Here is a 21,414-nt window from a genome sequence, read left to right as displayed (position 1 = left end):
GATTCAGTTTCCTTCCTTTTCCTTACATGGAATCCTAGCGGAGTACGAGTTGACCATCTCTTCTATCAAAATGGCTTTGACACCATAAAATAAAGGATGGCTAGGGGAAGCAGGGTTGCGATCGTTCCGAATATCGCCCAATACCTTGAGGCCTTCTTATACCCTGCCGTGACCGCTCCGCATTCTACGGAATGCCCGCTATGCCTGATCATGCTTTTCTGTAAAGGGATCAATACGCCTCCCCAAATCAGCCCCGTCACGCCAAACAAGAAAAGCGATGCGGTGAGCCAATTCATTCCGCCAATCCCGAATCCGGAGCGACCAGCCATTACGATGCCGGAAACGATAAGCAGCAATAATCCCGGAAGGGTAAACACGTAGTCGGCCAGCATCACATTCTTCGCCGTCCGGTGGATGTGGGACGGATTGCCCTCGATATCGGCCCTTACCTTCCAGAACGCTGCCGTTATGATATTCCCGACAAACAGCACGCTTCCGGTTATATGAAGAAACAGCCATACCGTCATCTGCTCCTGCCCCCCTTCCCGGCTTCTCCGGGCTGGAGAATACCGATGATAAAATCCTCGTACTCGTTCGTACCGAAGACGTCGCTCTTGGCCCCGATCAATCCCCGTACCCGCAGCCCGAAAGACAGCAATTCGAACAGCTCAGCCGTCCGCTCGGCATCGATGGATTTTGGAATTACGCCCGCTTCCTGCCCGGTCTCGATCCACTTCCTCGAGGTGGCCGTCGATTCCCTGTAAAACCCGGCTACAATTTCGGCAATCCCCGGCTGATCGCTCTTTCCGATCAAATACATCAAAATCTGGTTGCTGACGTCATCGCGGCTTTCCAGCTTCGTCATTCCATGCGCGATGGCGTTCATGGGTCCTTCAAATTGCTTCTTCTTCCCCTGCTTGTTTACTTCATTCATAAACCGTTCGTTTGATTCCGCGAGCTTCGCTTTCAATACATTGATATACAGCTCATCTTTGCCGGAGACGTAATGAAAGATCGCGCCTTTGGAGAGTCCGGTGCGCTTCATAATGTCCGTCAACGTCGTTTGACTGCAGCCCTTCTCCCGAATCAATTCCTCTGTTGCTTCCAGCAGGATGTGCTGCGTTTGCTCTCGGCGTTCTTCTTGCTTCATATGCGATTCCTCCTTATAGGTACTGCATTATCCTTGCGAAGGCAGCCAGCCTGCAATTAATATAGCGGCTATAAACACGATTTGAATAACCGTTCTGATCCCTATCGGTGGAACCGGCCTGCCCGCTAGCTTGAGCTTATGACGGGCTGCATGCATGTTAGCTGGAAACATGGCAATCAGCAGCAGTGCCAGCAAGGTTGCTGCTATCGTTGTCGTCGACGGGAAGAGCAGCAGAAAGGCACCCGTTATTTCAAAAATGCCTGTCAAACTTACGATCATCCCCGCCTTCGGGATCCATGGCGGTACCATCGCAATCAAATCGGGACGCATTCTGCCCCAGTGAGCCGACGCGGCGATCAGCAGCATCACCGCTGCTGCAAAGCGAAGCGATATGACGGTGTCGTTCATGTACTCCCAGCCGGCTAAACCGAGTGACCGAAAAACGAGAAACGAAATGACCATGCCTATAAATGGTGCCATCTCCACCAACTCCTCATCCTCTTTGCTCCTTATTATATATACCGACCATCGGTTTGTAAATACGAACGACAATAAATGAGAGCCGTCCAAATTTACAACCCGCTCACAATGTCATGCGATCGCCGCGACGACATATAAGCAAGCTGTAAATCTGACGGCTTTGATTTGATCTGTTTGATTGCCCGGAGGATTCCCCAATCTATCCGGCATGGGACCATCTATTGTTTTGACGAGGCGGGGTATATTCTGAACAAATGTACGTATAGAACGACACTAATAAGTGCTGACAGCAGGATCAGGCTGAATATTCCCATTGGCGGAATCCACGCCGATAAAAACACAGTGACCGGCGCCAAAAATCGCCCGATCGTATACTGCAGATTGTCAGCGCCCATGTATTGTCCTCTTGCATGCTCCGGAGCATAATGGCTGATAAAGCTTTGCATGACCGGTGAGCGGACAATCTCGCCGAATGTAAACACGATCGTAACGATAAACAAGAACCATAGATTGGTGCTGAAGCCGAGGGCAAACGTCCCTAATCCGGATAACAGCGATGACATAATGAATACGTCGCGCTCCTTCCAATGGCGCAGCCACTTGGTTACCGGCAGGATAAACAGCACAAACAAGAGACCGTTCAGGCCGAGCAGCCAGCCCAATATCTCGGTGCTCGAAAGCATCAGCTTGCCCTCCTCCCAGGAGAACAAAGCCTGAGCAGGCACGTAGTTCGTGACGTAGACGGCTAAATACAAATCCAGCTGCATAATCGCTACCAGCGCGAATATCCCTGCTAGTATGTACACCAGAAACACCTTGTCGCGAAAAATAACGCCGTATCCCTTCCACTGCTCCCTCCATATTTCGCCAACCGTTGCTGAACGGCCAGCGCTTCCCTCCCCAGGCGGCATGGATTCTTTAACGATCAAATAGATAGCGATGAAATACAGCAGCAGGATGAACGAGCAGGTCCACAGCAGCTCCTGCCGGTAATGGAAGAAGAATACCGCTCCAAGCGCCGGGCCTAACACTGCCCCGATATTATTGGCGGTCGTGAACGTAGCGAACACTTGACGCCGGTCCTGTGCCGGAACCAGGTCCGCCACCATGGCCGTGCTGGCCGGCCGATAAATGGCACCGCCGAAGCCAATGGCAATAAACGCCGCATAATCGAGCCAATGGGAAGATGACAAGGCGAATACGGCGAACATCAAGGTTTGGAGCGCAGCGCCCGTCAGCATGACGGGACGGCGTCCGATCCGGTCCGCCAAAGCGCCTCCGATCAAGCTCCCTGCCATGCTGAATAACGGGGGAACCGTCATCAGCATCCCCGCGATATCATTTCCTAACGCATTCCCGAAATAAACCGCGATAAACGGAAAGTACATCCACACGAGCATATTGAACAGCGCTTCGCCAAATAAGCGAACTTTTAAATTGGTATTCCATAATCGAATTTGCATAAGAAATAGGCTCCCTTTAGCTATACAACGCGATGGCTAAGCTCTGACTTCCCGGCCGGGTATCACCTACTATAAAATAATTTCCTGGCAAAATATAGACTTATATTAGGCGTTCGTTTATACTAATAATATGAAAATCGAATAAGACCCCGTTTGATTCAAATGTTCCTTAAATCGAACGTACGTTCTAAATCTAATGATTAAAGACGCCTCCGCGGAGGCGTCTTTTTTAGACTTAAATGCATCATCGTTCTCTGGTTAATCGTTCAGCTGCTTGGTCTCGTATAACCGCTCGAAGATCAGCCGGCTCACCTCGGACACACGTCCTTTATCTTGATATGTCAACCATGCCAGCTCCTCGATCTCCGAGGCTGGCGACAGCTCTCCGTCCGCCTCTGCCGTATAACAGGACATCTTCACGATGGCTCCATCGGTTTTACCATGAGCCTCCGCCTCGAAGGTTCCGTAGTGCACGGCGCTTTCCGGTTGTATCCGAACGGACAGCTCCTCTTCAATCTCCCTGGCAAGCGTTTCGAGCTCCGTCTCGCCGGCCTCACGCTTTCCGCCGGGAACATAGTACGTATCCTTGCCTCTGGAACGGGCGCATAAGATGCGTCCGTCAACCACATGCAGCCATGCGACTTTATCAATGATCGATCCCATGTTTACTCTCCTCCTTCGCGAACTTTTCGAGCTTCTTGCTTCTCTTGTGATCCTCCTAATTTAAACACCAGAATGCCGCCGATGATAACCAGAACTCCAATCAGCTGGTTTATTGTAAAAGGAACCTTAGCAAGACCGAGCCATCCCATGGAATCCCACAAGAGGGCGAACCCGAGCTGTGACGTCATGACAATCGATATGGCGAACGTCGGTCCGAGCATTTTCGTAGCTTGAACCAGACAGATCACCACGCCTACGCCGATGACCCCGCTGATCCAATACCAGGGCTTCATCTGGTCCAGCTGGAAGGTGGCGGTACCCTCAACTGCCAAGCTTATGATGAAGGATGCAGCAAAGCCCAATCCAAGCACCAATGTTGTCGTTGACCATAGTCCCGTGGCAGCATTAACCCGGTTGTTGAATATATTTTGCAGACTTACCAGAGCGCCGGCTATAAGCGCCAATACCAATCCTCCGGCCACATTCCGCTCCTCCTTCACTTTCCTCATATGGCGTTCTTAGCGGTCATTTATTCTTCGTAAATATTGCCCCCGGCCACCTCGAACAGCTTCTCCCGATTCTTGATCAGGATGATGCCGCGGCGGCGCTCGATCAAGCCGTCCTTGCAAAATTTATGAATCACCCGGTTCAGATGCCTGTAGCTTGTCCCGAGCAGATTCGCAATATCTGACAGCTGGAAGACATCTGGAGGATCGGTTGCGAACGCTCCGGAATCGCCTTGCGAGACCGAAAGCAGATAACTGGCCAGACGAACTTCCACCGGATGCATCAGATTAAAGCTCATAAAATTGGACTTAATATAAAATTTGCGGGTGACGATCTGCAACAGAAACTGCAGCAGCGGCGGATGGGACTGACCGTATTTATTCAGCCAACGATGATGAACGGCAACCATGGTCGAAGGCATCACCGCCTGCACCGTGTTGATGAATGGATTTCCTTGAATATACTCAATATCACCAATCACCTCCAGCGGCGTTTTAAAGGACAGGATGAGCGCCCTGCCTTCCGGTGACGTTGTAAACACCTTGATTTTCCCTCCAACAAGCACATAAAGGTATTCAGCGGTCTCCCCCTGCTTGCAAATGCTCTCTCCCTGTTCGTACTCACACAGCAGCAGATGGGGCTCCAGTTCTTCCGGGAACACATGCTCCATCTGGTGCTCGCGAATTAAGGAACGCAGGCGTTCCGGATCGCGACTTTCTTTCATCGATCAGTTCACTTCCCATCTGTTCATGATTCTGTCCTTTGCTGCTACATTTTAAGGAACAGCACACCGGCGATCATCATGGCAATGCCAATGCATTGAGCTGCCGTAATCCTCTTCTTGGCCACGCCGAACCATCCGCCGGCGTCAATCACGAACGTCAGGCTCAGCTGTGCGATCAACAGCGCCGATATCGTCAAGGTTACCCCGATATGCCGGATCGCGGTAACTTCACTGAATATGATCGGTGCCGCCAAAGCGCCTCCTAATACATACAGCGGGTTGACCTGCCTAACCCAATACTGCTTGCTGTCACGGACAAACGACAAAATTACCAATGCCATCAAAAACCCCGTCAGCTGCGTTACGGATGCCGCCGGCCATGTTCCCATATCCTGACTGATCCTTGCGTTCGCCACACCCTGCAGCGTTATGCATGCACCGCCCAGTATAGCAAATACAATTCCTCTCATGCGTATAAACTCCTCGCGTCGTAATTGATCTGTATATTATTAAAGAGTATATCCGGCATTGGGGAAAAGGACATATGTCCTAAATGGGGCGAAAATGATAAAACTCCGATTGCATCTATGACTTTACCCTCTCTATGGTCTAAAATAGAATCTATGTATTCATGTTCATCGCCCATGTGGAAGGAGATTCATATCATTCATGACGAACAAACAAACCTCATCCGAATCGCTGCGGCATAGTCTGCAATCGGACTGTTCCAGCTGCTTCGGCTTATGCTGCGTGGCGCTGCCCTTCGCGGCATCATCGGATTTTGCGGTGAATAAGGACGCCGGAACACCCTGCAGCAATCTGAGAGCCGCTTTCCGCTGCGCCATCCACGATCATCTTAGACAAAAGGGCTTCCGCGGCTGCACCGTGTTCGATTGCTTTGGCGCAGGACAGAAGGTATCCCAGCTTACTTACCAGAGACGCGACTGGCGGCAGTCAACTGAGACCGCCAAGGAAATGTTCGAGGTATTCCCGATAATGCGGCAGCTCCACGAGCTGTTATGGTATTTAAGCGAAGCATTGGAACAACAGCCGGCGCAAGAAATTCATGCCGATATCGAACGAGCGCTGGAGGAGACCGAGCGCATGACGCTTCTCCCTCCGCCAGCTCTGCTGAAGCTCGATGTGGCAGCTCATCGGGCCGAAGTCAATTTGCTCCTGCTTCGGACAAGCGAGCTTGTCCGGGAGAATGCCCGCCGTAAGCACACCGGTCCTCCCGTCAGGAAGAACATCGGCGGCCGGGGTGCGGATCTGATCGGCGCCAAGCTTAAGGGCGCCGATCTTCGATATGCCAATCTGAGAGGGGCTTATCTCATCGCAGCTGATCTGCGCGGCGCGGATCTGAGGGTAGCCGATCTGATCGGCGCGGATTTCCGGGATGCGGACATTCGGGGAGCCAATCTGACCGGATGCCTCTTCCTAACCCAAGCCCAAGTCCAAGCCGCCATCGGGGATGCGAGCACGAAGCTCCCGCCTTCGTTAACGCATCCTGAGCATTGGCCAGCCTAATACGTTCCCGATGGAATGCAGCGAATGCAACTCTATTCCTAGCGTTCGCAAAGCTTAATGCATCGCATACATGGTCATTTGAACATGTCGCTGTTCTGCCTCTTCCACGAATCCTTCAACGGCACAACGCGGTTAAACACAAGATGCCCGGAATGGGCGTGCTTGTTATCGAGACAGAAGTAGCCGTGTCGGATGAACTGGTAGGTTTGATGGAAAGAGGCATTGCTTAGGCTCGGCTCAAGAAAAGCCTTCTCCACCCGAATCAACGATGCCGGGTTCAGGAGCTCCTTCCAATCGTTGCCGGATTCTGCAAAAACAGCGGTCTCCTTCAGAAGGCGATCATACAGATGCAATTCTGCATGGATCCCGCAACTCATGGATACCCAGTGAATCGTCGACTTGACTTTCCTTGCGTTGAACCCGCTTCCGCTTCGTGTCAACGGGTCATAGGTGCAGTGCAGCTCGGTTATTTTACCGGTTAACGGGTCCTTTACGACTTCCTCGCAGCGGATAAAGTAAGCTCCCTTCAGCCGCACCTCCTGCCCCGGCGACAGCCGGTGAAACCCTGCGATCGGATCCTCCATGAAATCCTCCCGTTCGATCACCAGTTCCCTGGTGAACGGGACTTTCCTGGTTCCCAGGGATTCATCGCCTTCATGGTTCCGCAGAACAAGCATTTCCGTCCGGTCCGCCGAAAAATTCGTGATGACCACTTTCAGCGGGTGCATCACAGCCATGGCATTCAGGGACCGCATCTTCAAATCCTGGCGGACAAAGTGCTCCAGCATCGCCGAGTCCACGGTACTAGGATTTTTTAGCGCGCCAAGCTCTTCGAGAAATCGTCGAAGCCCTTCCGGAGTCACGCCCCTACGGCGCAACCCTTGCAGTGTCGGCAGTCTTGGGTCATCCCAACCGTCGACATAACCCCCATCAACCAGCTCCCTCAAATATCGCTTGCTCGTAGCCGTTCCCGAAATATTCAGCCGGCCGAATTCCCTCTGCTTGGGAGGCTCCGTAATATCAAGCTCCCTCAGTACCCATTCATACAGCGGGCGGTGATCCTTGAACTCTGCCGAGCATAAGGAGTGCGTAATCCCTTCAATGGCATCCTGGATCGGATGGGCAAAGTCATACATCGGGTAGATACACCATTCATTTCCGGTTCGGTAATGCTCCGCATGGATAATCCGGTACAGTACGGGATCCCGCAAATTGAGATTAGGCGATGCCATATCGATCTTCGCCCGAAGCACCTTCGAGGCGGCTGCAAACTCTCCATTCTTCATCTGCTTGAATAAGGACTCATTTTCTTCCACCGTCCGGCCTCGGTATGGACTATCCTTCCCCGGCTCGGTCAGCGTTCCCCGGTAAGCAGTCATCTGCTCCGGACTAAGGTCGCAGACATAGGCCCTGCCCTTGCGAATCAGCTTGATTGCGGCCTCGCAGATTTGCTGCGAGTAATCCGATCCGAAATATACATCCGGCTTCAATCCAAGCCATTCAATATCCTGTTTGATCGCCTCCACATATTTAACGTCTTCCTTAAGCGGGTTCGTATCATCGAAGCGCAGATTAAACCTGCCGTCAAACCTGTCAGCGATCGAATGGTTAACCTGGATGGCATATGCGCTTCCGATGTGAAGGTAACCGTTCGGCTCGGGCGGGAAACGCGTCGCGATCGGCCTGCTGTACACTCCGCTCGCGATGTCCTCCCGCACAATGTCCGTCAGAAAGTCGGACTTCATAGCTGCGTTTCTTTTGTCAGTGCTCATGGGTACAACCTCCTCTAAATTAACATGTTCATTTCCTCTGGAACGACAAAAAATCCCGCCCCCAAGACAAATGTCTTGGGGACGAGATTTGATTTCGCGGTGCCACCCCTATTTGCCGATATCTCACGATACCGGCCTCATCAGGTACGGCCATCGGCTGACGGCTTATACCCTAGCTCTATAACAGGAGCTCCTGTCGCACCATCTGCTTATGTAAACCACAAGTTCCGATGCGCCGCTCAGAGGCTTGGTTCAACGAAGGGTTTCCCGCCCCTTTTCAGCTTGCTGGGGCTCTCTGTAGGGAATCCTGACTCGTCTACTCTTCTCTTCATCGCGTTTATAATTTGAATTATAGTATCATCAAAGAACGCAAAAGTAAATCATGGAATTGCACGCCTGGTGGCATTTACACCGGGAGCAGCTTCACCGTCGCCTGCTTGCCGCTCACTTGGATGCCGGTTTCCTTCGTTCCCTTCCCGGCCAGATCGTGGATCAACCGTTCCAGCAGCTTCCGGGCGGCATCGCCCTCCTTGCCCTGAATGCGGATGATCGGCTGGACCGCCTTGCCCGATTCAAGCAGGCGCTGCATTTGGGACAGCTTGGTATCATAGTCGTGCTCCTCGATATGTACGGTGAGGCGAAATTCTTTCACTTTGATCGGACCGCTGGCCGGCTTCTGTCCTTTCTTCTCCTTCGCGGCCTCCTGCTTGGCCATTCCTCGGCTGACCAGCTTGCATGGCGGAGGGCTGCTGAACAGCGAAGTGCACACTAAATCCGCCTTATTCGCTTTCGCCAGCGCTAATGCCTCGTCCCGTGGCATGATGCCGAGGTCCTCGCCGTCGAGTCCCGTCAGTTCAACCTCGCGTGCCTTTATTTTCTCGTTCATCATCAACATCCGATTGCCTCCTTCAGATCCATCCTGATACGTAAGGATAGCATACCATACCCGGCAAAAAAAGATCGCCCAAGCACATCGCTTGAACGATCCTCAGCAGCATCTCCTCACTAGTCGAGCTTTTGAAAGGGATATGGGCTCTCGATCCCGGCTATCTTCAACTACTGATAGTTAGGATTCAGTATCCGTGCTTTGTAGAATGCAGCACCGGTCTTGGTACGCGTTGCACTCGGAAGGAAAAAGTCTGCCGAATCCGTACACCACGTGTAAAGCGTACAGCCGCCGACCGGATTCTTCGCGACATCCGCGACCGTTTGCACCACCTGGCCTGATGACTGATTACCGACAGCCTTTACGCCCACCCGGCTGATCTCGTCAGCTCCCGCATACGTAAGATCGAGCGAATTGGTCGATTTGACGTATTGATATACCTTCCCACCCGATGCCACCCACAATCGGTCAAGGTCTCCATACACCGGTTGTATGTCATGCCCGTTCAAGCGGGTAACATCCAGTCGAACATGCTCGGTCAACGTCGGGCTCGCGGTTGTTCCCCCTACCTTCAACCCAACGATCGCCCCATTTCCCAGGCTCCATAATATTTCATTATGCGGATCCCAAGATACGCCGTGAGCGCTCTCCAAACGATACTCTGCGTATGTCGTTGAATGACAGCTCTGAGACGATGTATAAATCCGTACCCAGCCTCCAGTGCTTGCTGCAACGGCAATGTTGCCGTTGGGCAGAAGTTCGGCGGAGTGGGGATTGCCGCCTACATTCGCTGCCCAGAGCTTATAATTTCCTGCAGGATATGGAATAATCGCGGCCAATCCCCTTGAGTCGGTAACGAGCATAACCTGGGTTCCGAAGAAATCGCTGTTTCTAATCCGTGCTTCCGTCGGCAATCCCCAATAGGCGGTAAACTCAGCGAAGCCGTTGGATGCAATGGGTGCCCAAGACCATTTAACGGCCATGGAATCATTCCAATCAGAGACGCCAGGGTCCATCACCAATATTTTTTTGGACGCTTGATCGCTCATAGCGATATCATAATCCTCCTGGAGAGGCGAAGATGCGTCCACCCAGCTCATTCTTAGGTTATCCCCGGTAATAAAGAGAGTCAGGGCAGCCAGAGAGATACCAGCAGCGAGCAGCAAATGGCGCAGCCGGGATGTCATCTTCTTCCGATTATTCATTCGATCCCTTCCTTTCATCATGTGTTCACGGAAGTTCGATTGCTTTCGGATAAGCAAGATCATAGCCTTCGATCAATCGTTCCCAGCAAGCTGCCACTTCCGAAGGAACAGGTCTGCGGACCTCGAACATAAACGGACCTTGGTAATCGTGCAGAACCAATGCTCGCAAAACCTCGTTCCACCGAATAGAGCCCATGCCCGGCATCCAGTGTCTTTCATCTCGACCGTCGCAATCCGACATATGGACCGTGAAGATGCGTTCGCCCTGTTCTCTGATGAAGCATTCCGGGGCTTCCAGCAGAAGATGGTTGACATCACAACATATGCCGAGCCGAGGATCCGCTGCAAGCAGACTTGCGATCTCCCGGCCCGAATTCCCGAGGCACGTGCGCGGCAAGCATTCAACTGCGATCCGTATGCCGAGCGCTTCCGCTTCATCTGCCAGCACCGATAATGCCCTCCTGCACGCTTCCAGCCGTTGCGGACGTTCCTCATCCGTAATTGGCTCCCAGCTTGGATGGAGTACAACCATGGGAATGCCCCATTCATGGGCAAGCTGCATCAACCGACATAATAAGCGGGAAGCCTCGACAGAAGCCGCTTCGCTGACGGCCGATATATCGAAGGCGGGGCCATAAGGCAGATGCAGCGTCCAAATGCTGATTCCAAGCTCTCGACTATTCTCGATCCAAAATCTGCAGGTCCGCTCATTCACCGGATTGAACAGATCGAAGGCATCGTTTCGCCAAGCCAGCTCGATAACCTTAATGCCGGCTTGTTGAACAGCTTCAATATCGACATGACCATCGGCCCAATCATTTAACGAGAGCGATGTTCCAAGCGGCCACCTGGAAGGATGATCCGATAGGACAGAACGCTGCTTCTTTAGTGAAGTCATGCTCCAGCCTCCTTATTGTGATCATAGACGGGCTAATATCCCGGGGCCCAAATCCTAGCCTTGTATATCGCTGTCCCTTTGCGGATCCGATTCGATGTCCCGTGTAAGCGGATCTCGTCCGTCGTCCATTCATAAAGTCCTCCCGGTTTGGGCGCAGCAGAAACGATTACGCCAGAAGGTTGATTGCCGATGCTCTTCACATCATGCCAATCCACAAACGGGCAATCCGCATATTCACTCACAAACCGACCGGATGATATGACGTACTGGTAGACATGCGAAACCGTAGTGATCCACAAGCGATCGTCGTTTCCCCACACGGGCTGGAGATCATGACCGTACCTGCTTGGCAGGGGAACCCGATCGTCCACCGCGATCTCCGGTTGATCATCTGTTCCTTCGAGACGGAGGGCTACCAAATCATGATCGCCTAGAGCCCATAATACATTTCGGCGAGAATCCCAATGCAGACCATGCGAACCAGGAAGCGGAAGCTCGGCATAAACTTGATCTGTTAGCCCTTGGGAAGAAGCATAGATCCTGACCCAACCGCCTGTACTGGCCGCCACAGCCAGATTCCCGTTAGGAAGCAGCTCGGCCGAGTGAGGATTGCCGCCTACGCAGGCCCCCCATATGAGGGATTCTCCTCCGGGATAAGGAAGGATCGCTGCAAGCCCGCAAGAATCCGTAACGATCATGCACTGCCCACCGCGAATCGGATCATGCCGAAGCTTGGCTTCAGTCGGCAGCCCCCATGCCGGAAGGAGCTCGCTGAATCCGTCCACGTCTAAGAGAGACCAGGACCATATCAATGATTCGTCCATGTTCCAATCGGGCGCTGTCGGGGCGAAAACCAGGATTCGATGGCTTTTCTGGTCTGTGCAGGCAATCGGATAATCCATGCTCTGACTGCCGCTCATTTGTCGAGCCCCTGCTCTCGCACAGCTTCGTTTACTTCCTGTATAGCCTGTGACAAGCCTTTGTTCTCGTAACCTGCCACAATGCTCTCCCACATCGCTACCGGGTCCTCCTTGGATAGCATGACCCTAGTCAAATCCTCCGTCGGATTTATGGCGCTCAGCTTCGATTTGGCCGGGGTATACAGCAGTTCCAGCTGATAATTGGTCGGCACGGGGACATGCTCGGCAATTCGCTGCTTCAGTCCTTCCCTCGACATCCTCGACAGCTTCTCTCCATATGCAATATTGTTGACTTCACTCTCTACGAATTCGAGCTCTTGTCCCCAAGCCGCGAGCGAACCAAACAGGTTGAAGGACGGATACAAGCTGCCAATCGTTTTAAATTCGCCCTCTTCATTCTTCTCACGCGTAATCGTGATCTTCTCGCCTTCTATGGTATAGTCCTTCCCTTCAATTCCGTACTGTTTATCTCTGATAAATTCGTCAGAGAGCAGATAATCGTATATTTGCAGGATTCTGTCCATCTTCTCATCGTTCACTCGAGCACTGAAATAGCTTTCCGACCAGAACGTAACGGCCGTATAGCGGTATCGGTTTCCGTCATCCGATTGCCATGTCACCGGAATGATGTGGGCAATATCCTCAAACTTTGTGTCCTTGTTATATTTGCTCCATGCCGCATTGAGCTTGGCTAAACCGTTCGGAGTAGCCTGCATGGAGATCGCGCCCACTTTACCCTGGCCGAATTTTTCAATCCCGTCGTTTGTTTTCATAATGGCAAAATCCGGATCGATCGCGCCTTCCGTAAAGAGCTGGCGCATCTGCTTGACGACCGTCTTCATCTTATCGGAGGCATAGTAAGGGATATACGTTCCATTCTCCTTCACCCACGAGCTGTTCAGCAGGTGTGGAAAGGTGCCTCCGGCAATGGGAGCCAGCATCGCAGCCGACCGGAAGGTAAGACCAACCGTATCGTTCTTGCCATTTCCGTCCGGGTCATCCTTGGCGAAAGCCTTCAGCATATTCAAATAATCATCGTAGGTAACGGGATCCGCAATCCCTAACTTCTCCATCCAATCCTTGCGGACGATCAAGGAACGTTCCATCGCCCATGTATCATAATCCCGGTACGTCAGGCGCGGAATCATATAGGCCTTCCCGTCCACACGAAGCGACTTGGTTTCGTCGAGCGAAAGCACCTTGGCTACATTCGGATAGGGACTGAGATCGTCTGGAAGTGCGCGAATGATCCCTTGTTTAATCCAGGAATAATACGTCTCCGAGTTAATGATATCGTGACTGAACACATCGGGGAGCTCGCCGGAGGCGCTCCAGAGCTGGTATTTTTCCTTGTAATCCGAATAGCTGATCACTTTGTCAACGAAACGGACATTAAATTTGCTTTCGAGCTGCTTCAAATATTCGTCTGTTTCACGGTTCGGAAAGGCGAGCCCGATGTTAAAAAAAGAGACCGATATATCCAGCTTCTTCCCGTTCTTCCCTCCCCCGGATCCACCTTCTCCAGCATCGCTATTGCCTGCCTTCCTGGTGCAGCCTGTAATGACAAGTGCCAGGATCATGATCGCGATCAAAACGGATTTTCCTTGCCAGCGGACGCTTTGCATAGTAAAACCTCCCCCATCGATATTCGTGAATATGTGTCACTCTTTGATAGCACCCAATGTTACGCCTGCCGAAAAGTGTTTCTGCAGATATGGATACACCAGCATAATCGGCACCATGGTTATAATGACGCTTGCCATTTTGATCCCGTCGGGGTAGCCCTGATTGAGCTGCGACATCATGGCCGCGCCCATATCGTCCCTGGCCATCTTGGTTACGTCTGCCAGCATGTTCCTTAAGAACAGCTGCATGGGATGCTTATCGGTGTCAGTCATAAACAGCATCGCATTATACCATTCGTTCCATCTGGCGACCGCGTAAAACAAGGTAATCGCAGCAATCGTCGGCTTGGAAATCGGAATGACGATGCGAAAGAGGATATACAGATCATTCGCCCCATCGATCTTAGCGGACTCCTCGAGACTCGGCGGGATCGTGCGAAAGTGATTGATCATGACAATCAAGAAGAAGGTGCTGACTGCTACAGGGAATATCATGGCTCCATAGTGATTGATCAACTGAAGCCCCTTAATCGTCAAATAATATGGAATAAGTCCTCCCGAAAAGAGCATCGTAAATACGATGCCTGCCATCATAATGGAGCGGCCGGGCATGGATTTCTTGGACAAGGCATAAGCTCCGCATGTGGTCACCAGCATATTAACCGACGTTCCGAACACCGTGACAATGAGGGAGTTCAACAGCGCTTTCCCGACATAACTGCCGTCAAGCAGCATACGGTATGAGCTGAGATTAAAGCTGGTGGGAATTAAATAGAACTGCTGCTTAACGACCGACGCCGGATCGGCAAATGAAGTGATGAATACATTGTAAAAGGGCAGAATGGTCATGACGGCCATCAGCATAAGCAGGATGTGAATCATGTAATCGGCTCCATTCGCTTTCGGTTTCATTGGCGTCCTCCTTTCACCCGAAATACAAGCAGCAACGCAGCTTGGCATGCTTTAGTAGAGACCATCCTGGCCCAACCTCTTGGCCGCGCGGTTTGCCGCTACCAGCAGCGCAAGATTGATGATGGATTTAAACAAGCCGACGGCCGTTGACGTCCCATAGCTGTCGCCGACCGAAAAAGTCCTTCGGTAGACATAGGTATCGAGAATATCCGCTTTTTCATAAACAGCCGGGTTGTACAGATTAAAAATTTGGTCAAACCCGCTCCCACCGGAACTCATCGTATTGCCGATTTGCAGAATCAACAGGATCACAACCGTGCTCTTTAGAGACGGCCAGGTAATATATCGCATCTGGTGAAACCGATTGGCTCCATCGATGCTGGCCGCTTCGTAGAGTGACGGATTAATCCCGGCGATGGCCGCCAAATAAATGATCGTCCCCCACCCCATATCCTTCCAAATGCTGCTGCCGAACAAAAGACCGCGAAATGATTCGGGGTCTACCAGCAGGCTGACTTTTTCAAACCCCAATATGTCCAGCAATTGATTCAGTACGCCGAACGAGCCCAGAAAATTAACGAGAATTCCGCTAACGATAACCCAAGATAAAAAGTGCGGAAACGTGTACACAACCTGATAAAATTTCTTTAGTCTGGCCGTTCGGACTTCATTCAGAAGCAGTGCAACTACAATCGGTACGGGAAATTCAAAGATTAGCCGGCCAAGTGCAATGATGACCGTGTTTCGGAACGCCGTCCAAAAGTCATCCAATAAAAAGATCTCTTGAAAATTGGCCAGTCCAATCCATTCGCTGCCCCATACGCCCTCGGCGAAATTAAATTCCTTGAAGGCAAGCTGCAGGCCATACAGCGGGACATACTCGAACAGGATGTAGAACACTAGCAGCGGAAACACGAGCAAGTACATGTATTTATGCTCCACCATCCGCGCCCATAAGCTTTTCTCCATCGCATCTGCCCTCTCTTTCATGGCGTTATCTTTTAATGCTCCAAGTATACGGTGCGCTGAAGGTAAACCATATGTACGATCCTCAGATATGCTATGTACTTTTCTAACATCATTCGCTCAAAGCCTTGCGTGTCAAATCCGCTTCAGTCGCACGAAAAAGCCCCGGACACACTAGGTGTTCCGAGGCATTCAGCGGGGCTGATCCGAATCTATGGTTTTGTCGATGCATCTATGGAACGGTACTCGGTCGGCGTCAAGCCCGTGTGCCGTTTAAACATTTTTGCGAAATAGAAATAGTCTTTGTACCCGGCCTGTTCCGCCACCTCTCGGACGGATAAGCGACTGTTGAGCAATAAGCTGCAAGCGTGCTCCATTCGGATATCGTTTAGAAACTTCGTGAAATTGACCCCGAATTCCCGTTTAAACAGCGAACTTAAATAGTTCGGATGGAGAAAGAACTGTCTGGAAATATCCTGAACCGTTAGAGGCTCCCGGAAATTCCCGCGAATGTACTGCTCAATCGAGCGCAGTGTATCGTCCCCCGGGCGCGAATCTGCCGTATCCGTAATCGCGTCAGATGGCCGAATGGCTTCGGGCTGCTTTTCGCGTTTCAGACGATTCTTCAAACCCTGCAGCACTTCGGATATTTCTTCGTTACGAAATGGTTTAAGGATATATCCGCCAGCACCGTAATGCATAGCTTGCCTGGCGTACTCAAACTCCGCGTATCCGCTGGCGACCACGCAACAGACCCCGGTCTCTTCTTCATACAGCTTCTGGATCAATTCGATTCCGTTCATGCCCGGCATCCGGATATCAATGAACGCAACATCCGGTCGATGGTGCTTCATCTGCCGGTAAGCATCCAGTCCGTTGCTGGATTCCCCCACAATTTCAAAACCGTGGGACGGCCAGTCAAGCATTCGCTTCAAGCTTTCCAAGATCCAGGGTTCGTCATCTGCAAGCCAAACCTTATACTGCATTTGTCATTCCTCCATGCGGAAGCTTGATAACTACTCTGGTTCCGTTCGACGGTTCGCTATCGACCGATACGATGCCGTACGCCGGCCCATAGGTATATCGGATTCGGTTGTTTACGTTTAACATGCCGATAAATTTTGTATCCGAGGTCAGGTCCGGGCCAGACTTGTCCTCTAAATGAGCACGGATTTCATCCAGCTGGGCAGGCTCCATGCCTACACCATCGTCTTGCACCCATATCAGCATGCTGCTGCCCTCAATCCGGCTTCCTACCGTTAGGAGGCATCGCTCAAGGCTCGGTTCTATTCCATGGAACACCGCATTCTCCACAAGCGGTTGCAAAATCATCTTGATGACCGAAACCCGCAAGCTTCGTTCATCCACATCATACACAACGTCAAACCGATCCTGGAATCGAATCTGTTGAATCCGGATATAGGCATTAACGATCGCAAGCTCCTCCTTGAGCCGTACTTCGTCTCCGCCTTTAATGCTGTAGCGGAAGATGAGTCCAAGAGAATCCGTCATTTCCCGAATCTCGGGGACGTTCTTCACATATGCGATTCCTTTAATGGTTTCGAGCGTATTGTAAAGAAAATGGGGATTGATCTGATTCTTTAAAAATTGCAGCTCCGCTTGCTTCCTAAGAAGCTTCAGCTCATAAATATATGTTTTTGAATCGACAAGCTTCGCAGCCAGATCGTCGATCTCATCGAGCAGTGTATTGAACTGCCTGGCCATGATGCTAATCTCCGCATACCCGTCAAGCGATACACGTTTGTTCGGATTATCTAATCCTTGCGATCGCAGGCCGCTGATAATTTTCATGAAAGCGCGGATCGGGTTAAGGATGTTGCGGCTTATAGCGGTGTAAAAGGCATATAAGATTACGATGGACAACGAAAAGATGCCAAGAACAAGGGTCAGCATATCCTTCAATCCGCTGAATAGCTCACCTGTTTCGAACACGCTTACGATACTTCCGCCGATCGCCGGCACCGGCCTGGCATGCAGGATGAAATCTCCCTCTTCGTTCTGAAACTTAACGGGCTCGCCCTCCTTGACTTGAAGCGCACGAGCAGCATCCTCTGCCATTCCGCCAACCGATTGGCCGATGCTTGGAGCGTCGTTACTTGTCACTACGATTCCGTTACGGTCCAGTACATAAAATTTCCCGGCAAGATGAGTCGACATCGAGCCGAGCTGGGGTGCGATCGCATCGGCCTCCAGAACGATGACGGCATAACCGATTTTTTTCCCGATTGTCACAACGTTTTTCTTATCATACACAGGCGTACCCACATACACCACATTCTTCGTCGGACTTGAGAGCTTATAGTGATAAAGTCCTGAATAATAGGCGTTGGTCTGGTCGGGAATATCGTCAAAAGGAATATAATCCTTGCAGTTTACGCAATTATAGAAGCCTCCCCCTACCGTAGAGAGGAGCACGATTCTATCGATCCCCTGTTTCATGGACTGAAGATTAACAAGAAGTGCTTCAACTGCTCCCTGCAGTTCGAACTGAGCCAGGCGCTCGCGCTCCATCAAAAATCGCTGAATCGTCTCATTATAAGCGATATTAGGCAAAATGCGGTTAATGGAGTCCGCGTTGTCCGCGATATTTTTCTGAATCGTTGATATCAGCTCCAGGGTATATTCGCTGTTCCGTTTGTAGGTGATTCCCCGCATTTGGTCATAACTCCATAGAAAAGTCCCGAACAATAACAGCAGCATCGCCCCACCGATGGTAAGCAGCTGAACGCGGATGGAATACTTCCGGAGTATAGTGATCACGAACGCTCCTCCGTTCTATGAAAGTTATCATTCTGCAAGCGGAGTCACCCCCGCTACGGACCACGGAACATATCCCTCTTCTAACTCCGTATTCTAGCACAAGATGATTCGGTGCCATATATATCATGAGGTTCATCTTCTTATGCGCTGAAACCGCCATCTGAAAGGGGAACGATTGCCTGTTGTTCATATCGATCCATTGGAAGACTCAGGGTTCATACGAACGTTTCCTTAGCCGGCAAATGTATATCTTGCCATCATATCTCCCCAAGGTGCGATCCCCGCTTTCCGAAAACCGGTCTGGAGATATAATCTCTCCGCCCGCTCATTCTCTTTCTTATAACAAAGCATCACATGCTTCGTCTGATCAGGCGCGCTGCGGATCTCTTCGAGCACTAGCCGCAGGGCCGGCTTCGCATAATGCAGCCCCTGATAATGCTCATCGATCATGAACCTGTAAATCCAATAATTATCATCGTAGGTATGAACCCCGTACATGACAAAGCCGATCATGTCCTCATCATGATAAATGGCCCTTGTTCGGAATCCCTCCATAAACTGCGCCTCAGCGATGGAGTAAAGGTTGGGGGCAATCCACTTTGCTTGCTCAGCCTTCGGCTTGAGGCGAATGCAATCCTCCCAGTTGTTTTTATTGATCGCATGAAGTGAAATCATACGCAAGACTCCTTTTTATCTGGTGTATGGGTCTATCCTAATCCAAACCGGGAAGCCGTTCACGGTATTAATCAGATATAACTGAATAATTCACCTGGAAACCTCAACATCGGAGGATGAAGCGTCAGGAGCAAGAGAATGATTCATTATAAATGTTCTCGGCATATGCCAGAGTACGGCTGGGTGGATAAACTATTAGTAACTTTATTGAATATGGAGGCGGTATTGATGCGGCAACTGAAACAGAATGCGCAATCGAAAGGAACGATCACAATGAATTTAATAATGAGGGCTGCTATATATGAAGAACATATTGAATATCGGGGTGTTGGCCCATGTTGATGCTGGCAAAACGACATTAACCGAACAGATTCTCTTTAAGACAGGCGTGATCAACCGAGCCGGCTCGGTTGATCAAGGCAATACAACGACCGATTCGCTCGATATTGAGCGCCGTCGGGGAATTACGGTCAAATCCGCGGCGGTTTCGTTTATGCTGGGAGAATTGAAGGTCAATTTGATCGACACGCCAGGTCATGCGGATTTTATATCGGAAGTCGAGCATTCGTTAAGCGTTCTGGACGGCGTTATCCTGGTTATTTCTGCCGTTGAAGGCGTGCAGGCACAAACAAGGGTACTGATGCAAACGTTGAAGGAACAGGGCATCCCGACCATTTTATTTATAAACAAGCTCGACCGGATGGGGGCGGACTACCGCAAAGTCTGCAGCATGATCCGTCAGCGGCTGAGCGGGAACGTTTGCGAGATGTCGGTCCCATCGGAGGAAGGTACGGCGTGGGCCACGGTCCGTCCCGCCGACCCACATGAAGCTGGCTGGCTCGAGATTCTGGCTTCGAACAACGAAGATATGCTGAGGCATTATGCGCATGACATCCCTGTTTCTGCGGTTCGATTGCAGGCGGAATTGCGCCAGCAGACCAAGAATGCTGCAGCTTATCCGCTATTTGCGGGATCCGCAGCCAGGGGCGTAGGGATCGACCCCCTCCTGGAGGCATTACAGTCGTTCCTGCCTGTTCATACTCCCGTCGAGGACAGCGCCGATCCTTTATCCGGCCTTGCATTCAAGGTCATGAAGCAGGCAAATGGGGAGCGTCTTGTCTATCTCCGGCTGTTCGCCGGAAGCATCCGGAAGCGGGAGCGAATACCGGTCGTTTCGAAAGACGGGCACACAACGTATATGAAGGTAAAACAGCTGTTTTGCCTGATGCATGGAGCCATCGTGCCAACGGACGGCGTCTATGCCGGGGACATCGCGGTGCTGGGCGGCGTGGATGTGAAGGTAGGCGACGTGATCGGCGTTGTATCCGATCGGATGAAGTCCTTCCGCTTTGAACGCCCCCCGATCCAGGTCAAGGTATCCGCTATGGATTCAAAGGATGCTCCTATCCTGCATCTCGCATTGAGCGACCTCACCATGGAGGACCCTTTCCTGCAATATACGCGCGATTCAAGAACGCAAGAAAGCTTCATTCACGTATTCGGCAAGGTCCAGCAGGAAATCCTGCTTGAAATCATACGGGAGCAGTACGGCATCGAAGCCGTCTTCTCCGCTCCAAAAGTGATTTGTTTGGAGAAGCCGGTTTCTATCGGAGCGGCCGTGGAGCGGATGGGAGAGCCTCAGAACCCCTTCTATGCAACCGTCGGTTTCCGGGTGGAGCCGGGAATCGACGGATCGGGATTGCAATACCGATTGGAGGTCGAGCTTGGCTCCCTTCCGCTGTCCTTTCAGAAAGCGATCAAAGATACCGTGTTCGAGGTCCTGCAGGAAGGGCTCTTTGGATGGTCCGTCACGGATATTGTCGTAACGTTAACTCATACCGGCTATGCAAGTCCCGTCTCGACGGCCAAGGATTTCCGGAGTCTGACGCCGCTCGTGCTGATGAAGGCCTTGAACGAGGCTGGAACGAATGTCTATGAACCGGTGAACAAGCTTCAATTCATCGTACCGGAATTTAGCTTGAGCAAGGTGTTATCGTCCCTGGGTGCATTAGAAGGAACCTTCGAGGAGCCGCGGTTTGTGAACGGCATCGTCCACATCAACGGAACGATCCCTGTTCGCACCTCTGACCAGCTCAAAGCCGAGGTTCATGCCTTGACGAGCGGCGAAGGTCTGCTGACCATCAGGCCCGGGGGCCACGTTCGTGTTCGCGGCAATATTCCGGAGAACAGCCGCAAGCAGGTAAACCCGCTTCATCGCGGGGAGTATATGCTCTACTTGAACAACATCATGTGACCGGAC

At 51.5% G+C, this 21,414-nt stretch carries 21 protein-coding genes and 1 other annotated feature; of the genes, 2 read left to right on the top strand and 19 right to left on the bottom strand.

The features are described 5' to 3' along the window. Positions 1-65 precede the first annotated feature (65 nt). The 8 genes from J2Z18_RS21465 to J2Z18_RS21430 form a co-directional block, all read right to left on the bottom strand. Positions 66-527, bottom strand: coding sequence for a DUF2269 family protein (locus J2Z18_RS21465; RefSeq protein WP_007130342.1), 462 nt, complete (start codon positions 525-527; stop codon positions 66-68). After that, complete coding sequence (locus tag J2Z18_RS21460; protein ID WP_007130343.1) at positions 524-1,150, bottom strand: TetR/AcrR family transcriptional regulator; 627 nt, start codon at positions 1,148-1,150, stop codon at positions 524-526. The genes J2Z18_RS21465 and J2Z18_RS21460 overlap by 4 nt, the downstream gene beginning before the upstream one ends. Before the next feature lie 27 nt (positions 1,151-1,177). Beyond that, positions 1,178-1,630: a DoxX family protein gene (locus J2Z18_RS21455; RefSeq protein WP_007130344.1), complete on the bottom strand. Its 453-nt coding sequence runs from the start codon at positions 1,628-1,630 to the stop codon at positions 1,178-1,180. A 218-nt stretch (positions 1,631-1,848) separates the two neighbouring features. Then, positions 1,849-3,093, bottom strand: coding sequence for an MFS transporter (locus tag J2Z18_RS21450; RefSeq protein ID WP_007130345.1), 1,245 nt, complete (start codon positions 3,091-3,093; stop codon positions 1,849-1,851). 258 nt (positions 3,094-3,351) lie between these two features. Continuing rightward, on the bottom strand, positions 3,352-3,756 hold the full coding sequence (locus J2Z18_RS21445; protein WP_007130346.1) for an NUDIX hydrolase: 405 nt from the start codon (positions 3,754-3,756) through the stop codon (positions 3,352-3,354). Positions 3,757-3,758: 2 nt separating this feature from the next. After that, the gene (locus J2Z18_RS21440; protein ID WP_007130347.1) at positions 3,759-4,238 is read right to left on the bottom strand and encodes a DMT family transporter; all 480 of its coding nucleotides are present in this window, start codon (positions 4,236-4,238) and stop codon (positions 3,759-3,761) included. A gap of 47 nt (positions 4,239-4,285) precedes the next feature. Then, a complete protein-coding gene (locus J2Z18_RS21435; protein WP_007130348.1) occupies positions 4,286-4,987 on the bottom strand; it encodes a Crp/Fnr family transcriptional regulator in 702 nt (233 codons plus the stop codon). A 44-nt stretch (positions 4,988-5,031) separates the two neighbouring features. Beyond that, entirely contained in the window at positions 5,032-5,457 is a 426-nt protein-coding gene (locus tag J2Z18_RS21430) for a DMT family transporter (protein ID WP_007130349.1), read from the bottom strand. Positions 5,458-5,656: 199 nt separating this feature from the next. Here J2Z18_RS21430 and J2Z18_RS21425 point away from each other — a divergent pair, with 199 nt between their 5' ends. Beyond that, a complete protein-coding gene (locus tag J2Z18_RS21425) occupies positions 5,657-6,514 on the top strand; it encodes a pentapeptide repeat-containing protein (RefSeq protein ID WP_007130350.1) in 858 nt (285 codons plus the stop codon). Between the two features lie 74 nt (positions 6,515-6,588). Here the strand turns inward: J2Z18_RS21425 and J2Z18_RS21420 are convergent, their stop codons facing one another. The 11 genes from J2Z18_RS21420 to J2Z18_RS21370 form a co-directional block, all read right to left on the bottom strand. After that, a complete protein-coding gene (locus J2Z18_RS21420) occupies positions 6,589-8,286 on the bottom strand; it encodes a glutamine--tRNA ligase/YqeY domain fusion protein (RefSeq protein WP_210095292.1) in 1,698 nt (565 codons plus the stop codon). Positions 8,287-8,360: 74 nt separating this feature from the next. Next, positions 8,361-8,627, bottom strand: a binding site (T-box leader). A 65-nt stretch (positions 8,628-8,692) separates the two neighbouring features. Then, positions 8,693-9,181, bottom strand: coding sequence for a translation initiation factor IF-3 (gene infC / locus J2Z18_RS21415; protein WP_007130352.1), 489 nt, complete (start codon positions 9,179-9,181; stop codon positions 8,693-8,695). 161 nt (positions 9,182-9,342) lie between these two features. Continuing rightward, positions 9,343-10,377 carry a DUF6528 family protein gene (locus J2Z18_RS21410; protein ID WP_007130353.1) on the bottom strand — a complete coding sequence of 345 codons (1,035 nt, stop codon included), beginning with the start codon at positions 10,375-10,377 and terminating at the stop codon, positions 9,343-9,345. Positions 10,378-10,402: 25 nt separating this feature from the next. After that, on the bottom strand, positions 10,403-11,275 hold the full coding sequence (locus tag J2Z18_RS21405; protein ID WP_007130354.1) for a sugar phosphate isomerase/epimerase family protein: 873 nt from the start codon (positions 11,273-11,275) through the stop codon (positions 10,403-10,405). A gap of 32 nt (positions 11,276-11,307) precedes the next feature. Beyond that, positions 11,308-12,195 (bottom strand): DUF6528 family protein, encoded by an 888-nt coding sequence (locus J2Z18_RS21400; RefSeq protein WP_007130355.1) that lies wholly within the window; start codon positions 12,193-12,195, stop codon positions 11,308-11,310. Then, the gene (locus J2Z18_RS21395) at positions 12,192-13,820 is read right to left on the bottom strand and encodes an extracellular solute-binding protein (RefSeq protein ID WP_007130356.1); all 1,629 of its coding nucleotides are present in this window, start codon (positions 13,818-13,820) and stop codon (positions 12,192-12,194) included. The genes J2Z18_RS21400 and J2Z18_RS21395 overlap by 4 nt, the downstream gene beginning before the upstream one ends. Before the next feature lie 36 nt (positions 13,821-13,856). After that, positions 13,857-14,732, bottom strand: coding sequence for a carbohydrate ABC transporter permease (locus J2Z18_RS21390; protein WP_007130357.1), 876 nt, complete (start codon positions 14,730-14,732; stop codon positions 13,857-13,859). 51 nt (positions 14,733-14,783) lie between these two features. Then, positions 14,784-15,701, bottom strand: coding sequence for an ABC transporter permease (locus J2Z18_RS21385; RefSeq protein ID WP_007130358.1), 918 nt, complete (start codon positions 15,699-15,701; stop codon positions 14,784-14,786). Positions 15,702-15,910: 209 nt separating this feature from the next. Next, the gene (locus J2Z18_RS21380; protein ID WP_007130359.1) at positions 15,911-16,684 is read right to left on the bottom strand and encodes a response regulator transcription factor; all 774 of its coding nucleotides are present in this window, start codon (positions 16,682-16,684) and stop codon (positions 15,911-15,913) included. After that, positions 16,674-18,479 carry a cache domain-containing sensor histidine kinase gene (locus tag J2Z18_RS21375; RefSeq protein ID WP_007130360.1) on the bottom strand — a complete coding sequence of 602 codons (1,806 nt, stop codon included), beginning with the start codon at positions 18,477-18,479 and terminating at the stop codon, positions 16,674-16,676. The genes J2Z18_RS21380 and J2Z18_RS21375 overlap by 11 nt, the downstream gene beginning before the upstream one ends. Before the next feature lie 231 nt (positions 18,480-18,710). After that, positions 18,711-19,154 carry a GNAT family N-acetyltransferase gene (locus J2Z18_RS21370; RefSeq protein ID WP_007130361.1) on the bottom strand — a complete coding sequence of 148 codons (444 nt, stop codon included), beginning with the start codon at positions 19,152-19,154 and terminating at the stop codon, positions 18,711-18,713. Between the two features lie 301 nt (positions 19,155-19,455). Here J2Z18_RS21370 and J2Z18_RS21365 point away from each other — a divergent pair, with 301 nt between their 5' ends. Next, positions 19,456-21,408 (top strand): elongation factor G, encoded by a 1,953-nt coding sequence (locus tag J2Z18_RS21365; protein ID WP_007130363.1) that lies wholly within the window; start codon positions 19,456-19,458, stop codon positions 21,406-21,408. Positions 21,409-21,414 lie beyond the last annotated feature (6 nt).

Origin of the sequence: Paenibacillus lactis, assembly GCF_017873605.1 — a bacterium.
Classification (GTDB): domain Bacteria; phylum Bacillota; class Bacilli; order Paenibacillales; family Paenibacillaceae; genus Paenibacillus_AQ; species Paenibacillus_AQ lactis.
This window is presented reverse-complemented; position numbering and strand designations above follow the sequence as displayed.

Bases quoted from the DNA above. Each gene is read 5' to 3' on its own strand.
- J2Z18_RS21465 (WP_007130342.1), bottom strand. From the start codon at position 527: ATGACGGTATGGCTGTTTCTTCATATAACCGGAAGCGTGCTGTTTGTC.
- J2Z18_RS21460 (WP_007130343.1), bottom strand. From the start codon at position 1,150: ATGAAGCAAGAAGAACGCCGAGAGCAAACGCAGCACATCCTGCTGGAA.
- J2Z18_RS21455 (WP_007130344.1), bottom strand. From the start codon at position 1,630: ATGGCACCATTTATAGGCATGGTCATTTCGTTTCTCGTTTTTCGGTCA.
- J2Z18_RS21450 (WP_007130345.1), bottom strand. From the start codon at position 3,093: ATGCAAATTCGATTATGGAATACCAATTTAAAAGTTCGCTTATTTGGC.
- J2Z18_RS21445 (WP_007130346.1), bottom strand. From the start codon at position 3,756: ATGGGATCGATCATTGATAAAGTCGCATGGCTGCATGTGGTTGACGGA.
- J2Z18_RS21435 (WP_007130348.1), bottom strand. From the start codon at position 4,987: ATGAAAGAAAGTCGCGATCCGGAACGCCTGCGTTCCTTAATTCGCGAG.
- J2Z18_RS21430 (WP_007130349.1), bottom strand. From the start codon at position 5,457: ATGAGAGGAATTGTATTTGCTATACTGGGCGGTGCATGCATAACGCTG.
- J2Z18_RS21425 (WP_007130350.1), top strand. From the start codon at position 5,657: ATGACGAACAAACAAACCTCATCCGAATCGCTGCGGCATAGTCTGCAA.
- J2Z18_RS21420 (WP_210095292.1), bottom strand. From the start codon at position 8,286: ATGAGCACTGACAAAAGAAACGCAGCTATGAAGTCCGACTTTCTGACG.
- infC (WP_007130352.1), bottom strand. From the start codon at position 9,181: ATGTTGATGATGAACGAGAAAATAAAGGCACGCGAGGTTGAACTGACG.
- J2Z18_RS21410 (WP_007130353.1), bottom strand. From the start codon at position 10,377: ATGAATAATCGGAAGAAGATGACATCCCGGCTGCGCCATTTGCTGCTC.
- J2Z18_RS21405 (WP_007130354.1), bottom strand. From the start codon at position 11,275: ATGACTTCACTAAAGAAGCAGCGTTCTGTCCTATCGGATCATCCTTCC.
- J2Z18_RS21400 (WP_007130355.1), bottom strand. From the start codon at position 12,195: ATGAGCGGCAGTCAGAGCATGGATTATCCGATTGCCTGCACAGACCAG.
- J2Z18_RS21395 (WP_007130356.1), bottom strand. From the start codon at position 13,820: ATGCAAAGCGTCCGCTGGCAAGGAAAATCCGTTTTGATCGCGATCATG.
- J2Z18_RS21390 (WP_007130357.1), bottom strand. From the start codon at position 14,732: ATGAAACCGAAAGCGAATGGAGCCGATTACATGATTCACATCCTGCTT.
- J2Z18_RS21385 (WP_007130358.1), bottom strand. From the start codon at position 15,701: ATGGAGAAAAGCTTATGGGCGCGGATGGTGGAGCATAAATACATGTAC.
- J2Z18_RS21380 (WP_007130359.1), bottom strand. From the start codon at position 16,684: ATGCAGTATAAGGTTTGGCTTGCAGATGACGAACCCTGGATCTTGGAA.
- J2Z18_RS21370 (WP_007130361.1), bottom strand. From the start codon at position 19,154: ATGATTTCACTTCATGCGATCAATAAAAACAACTGGGAGGATTGCATT.
- J2Z18_RS21365 (WP_007130363.1), top strand. From the start codon at position 19,456: ATGAAGAACATATTGAATATCGGGGTGTTGGCCCATGTTGATGCTGGC.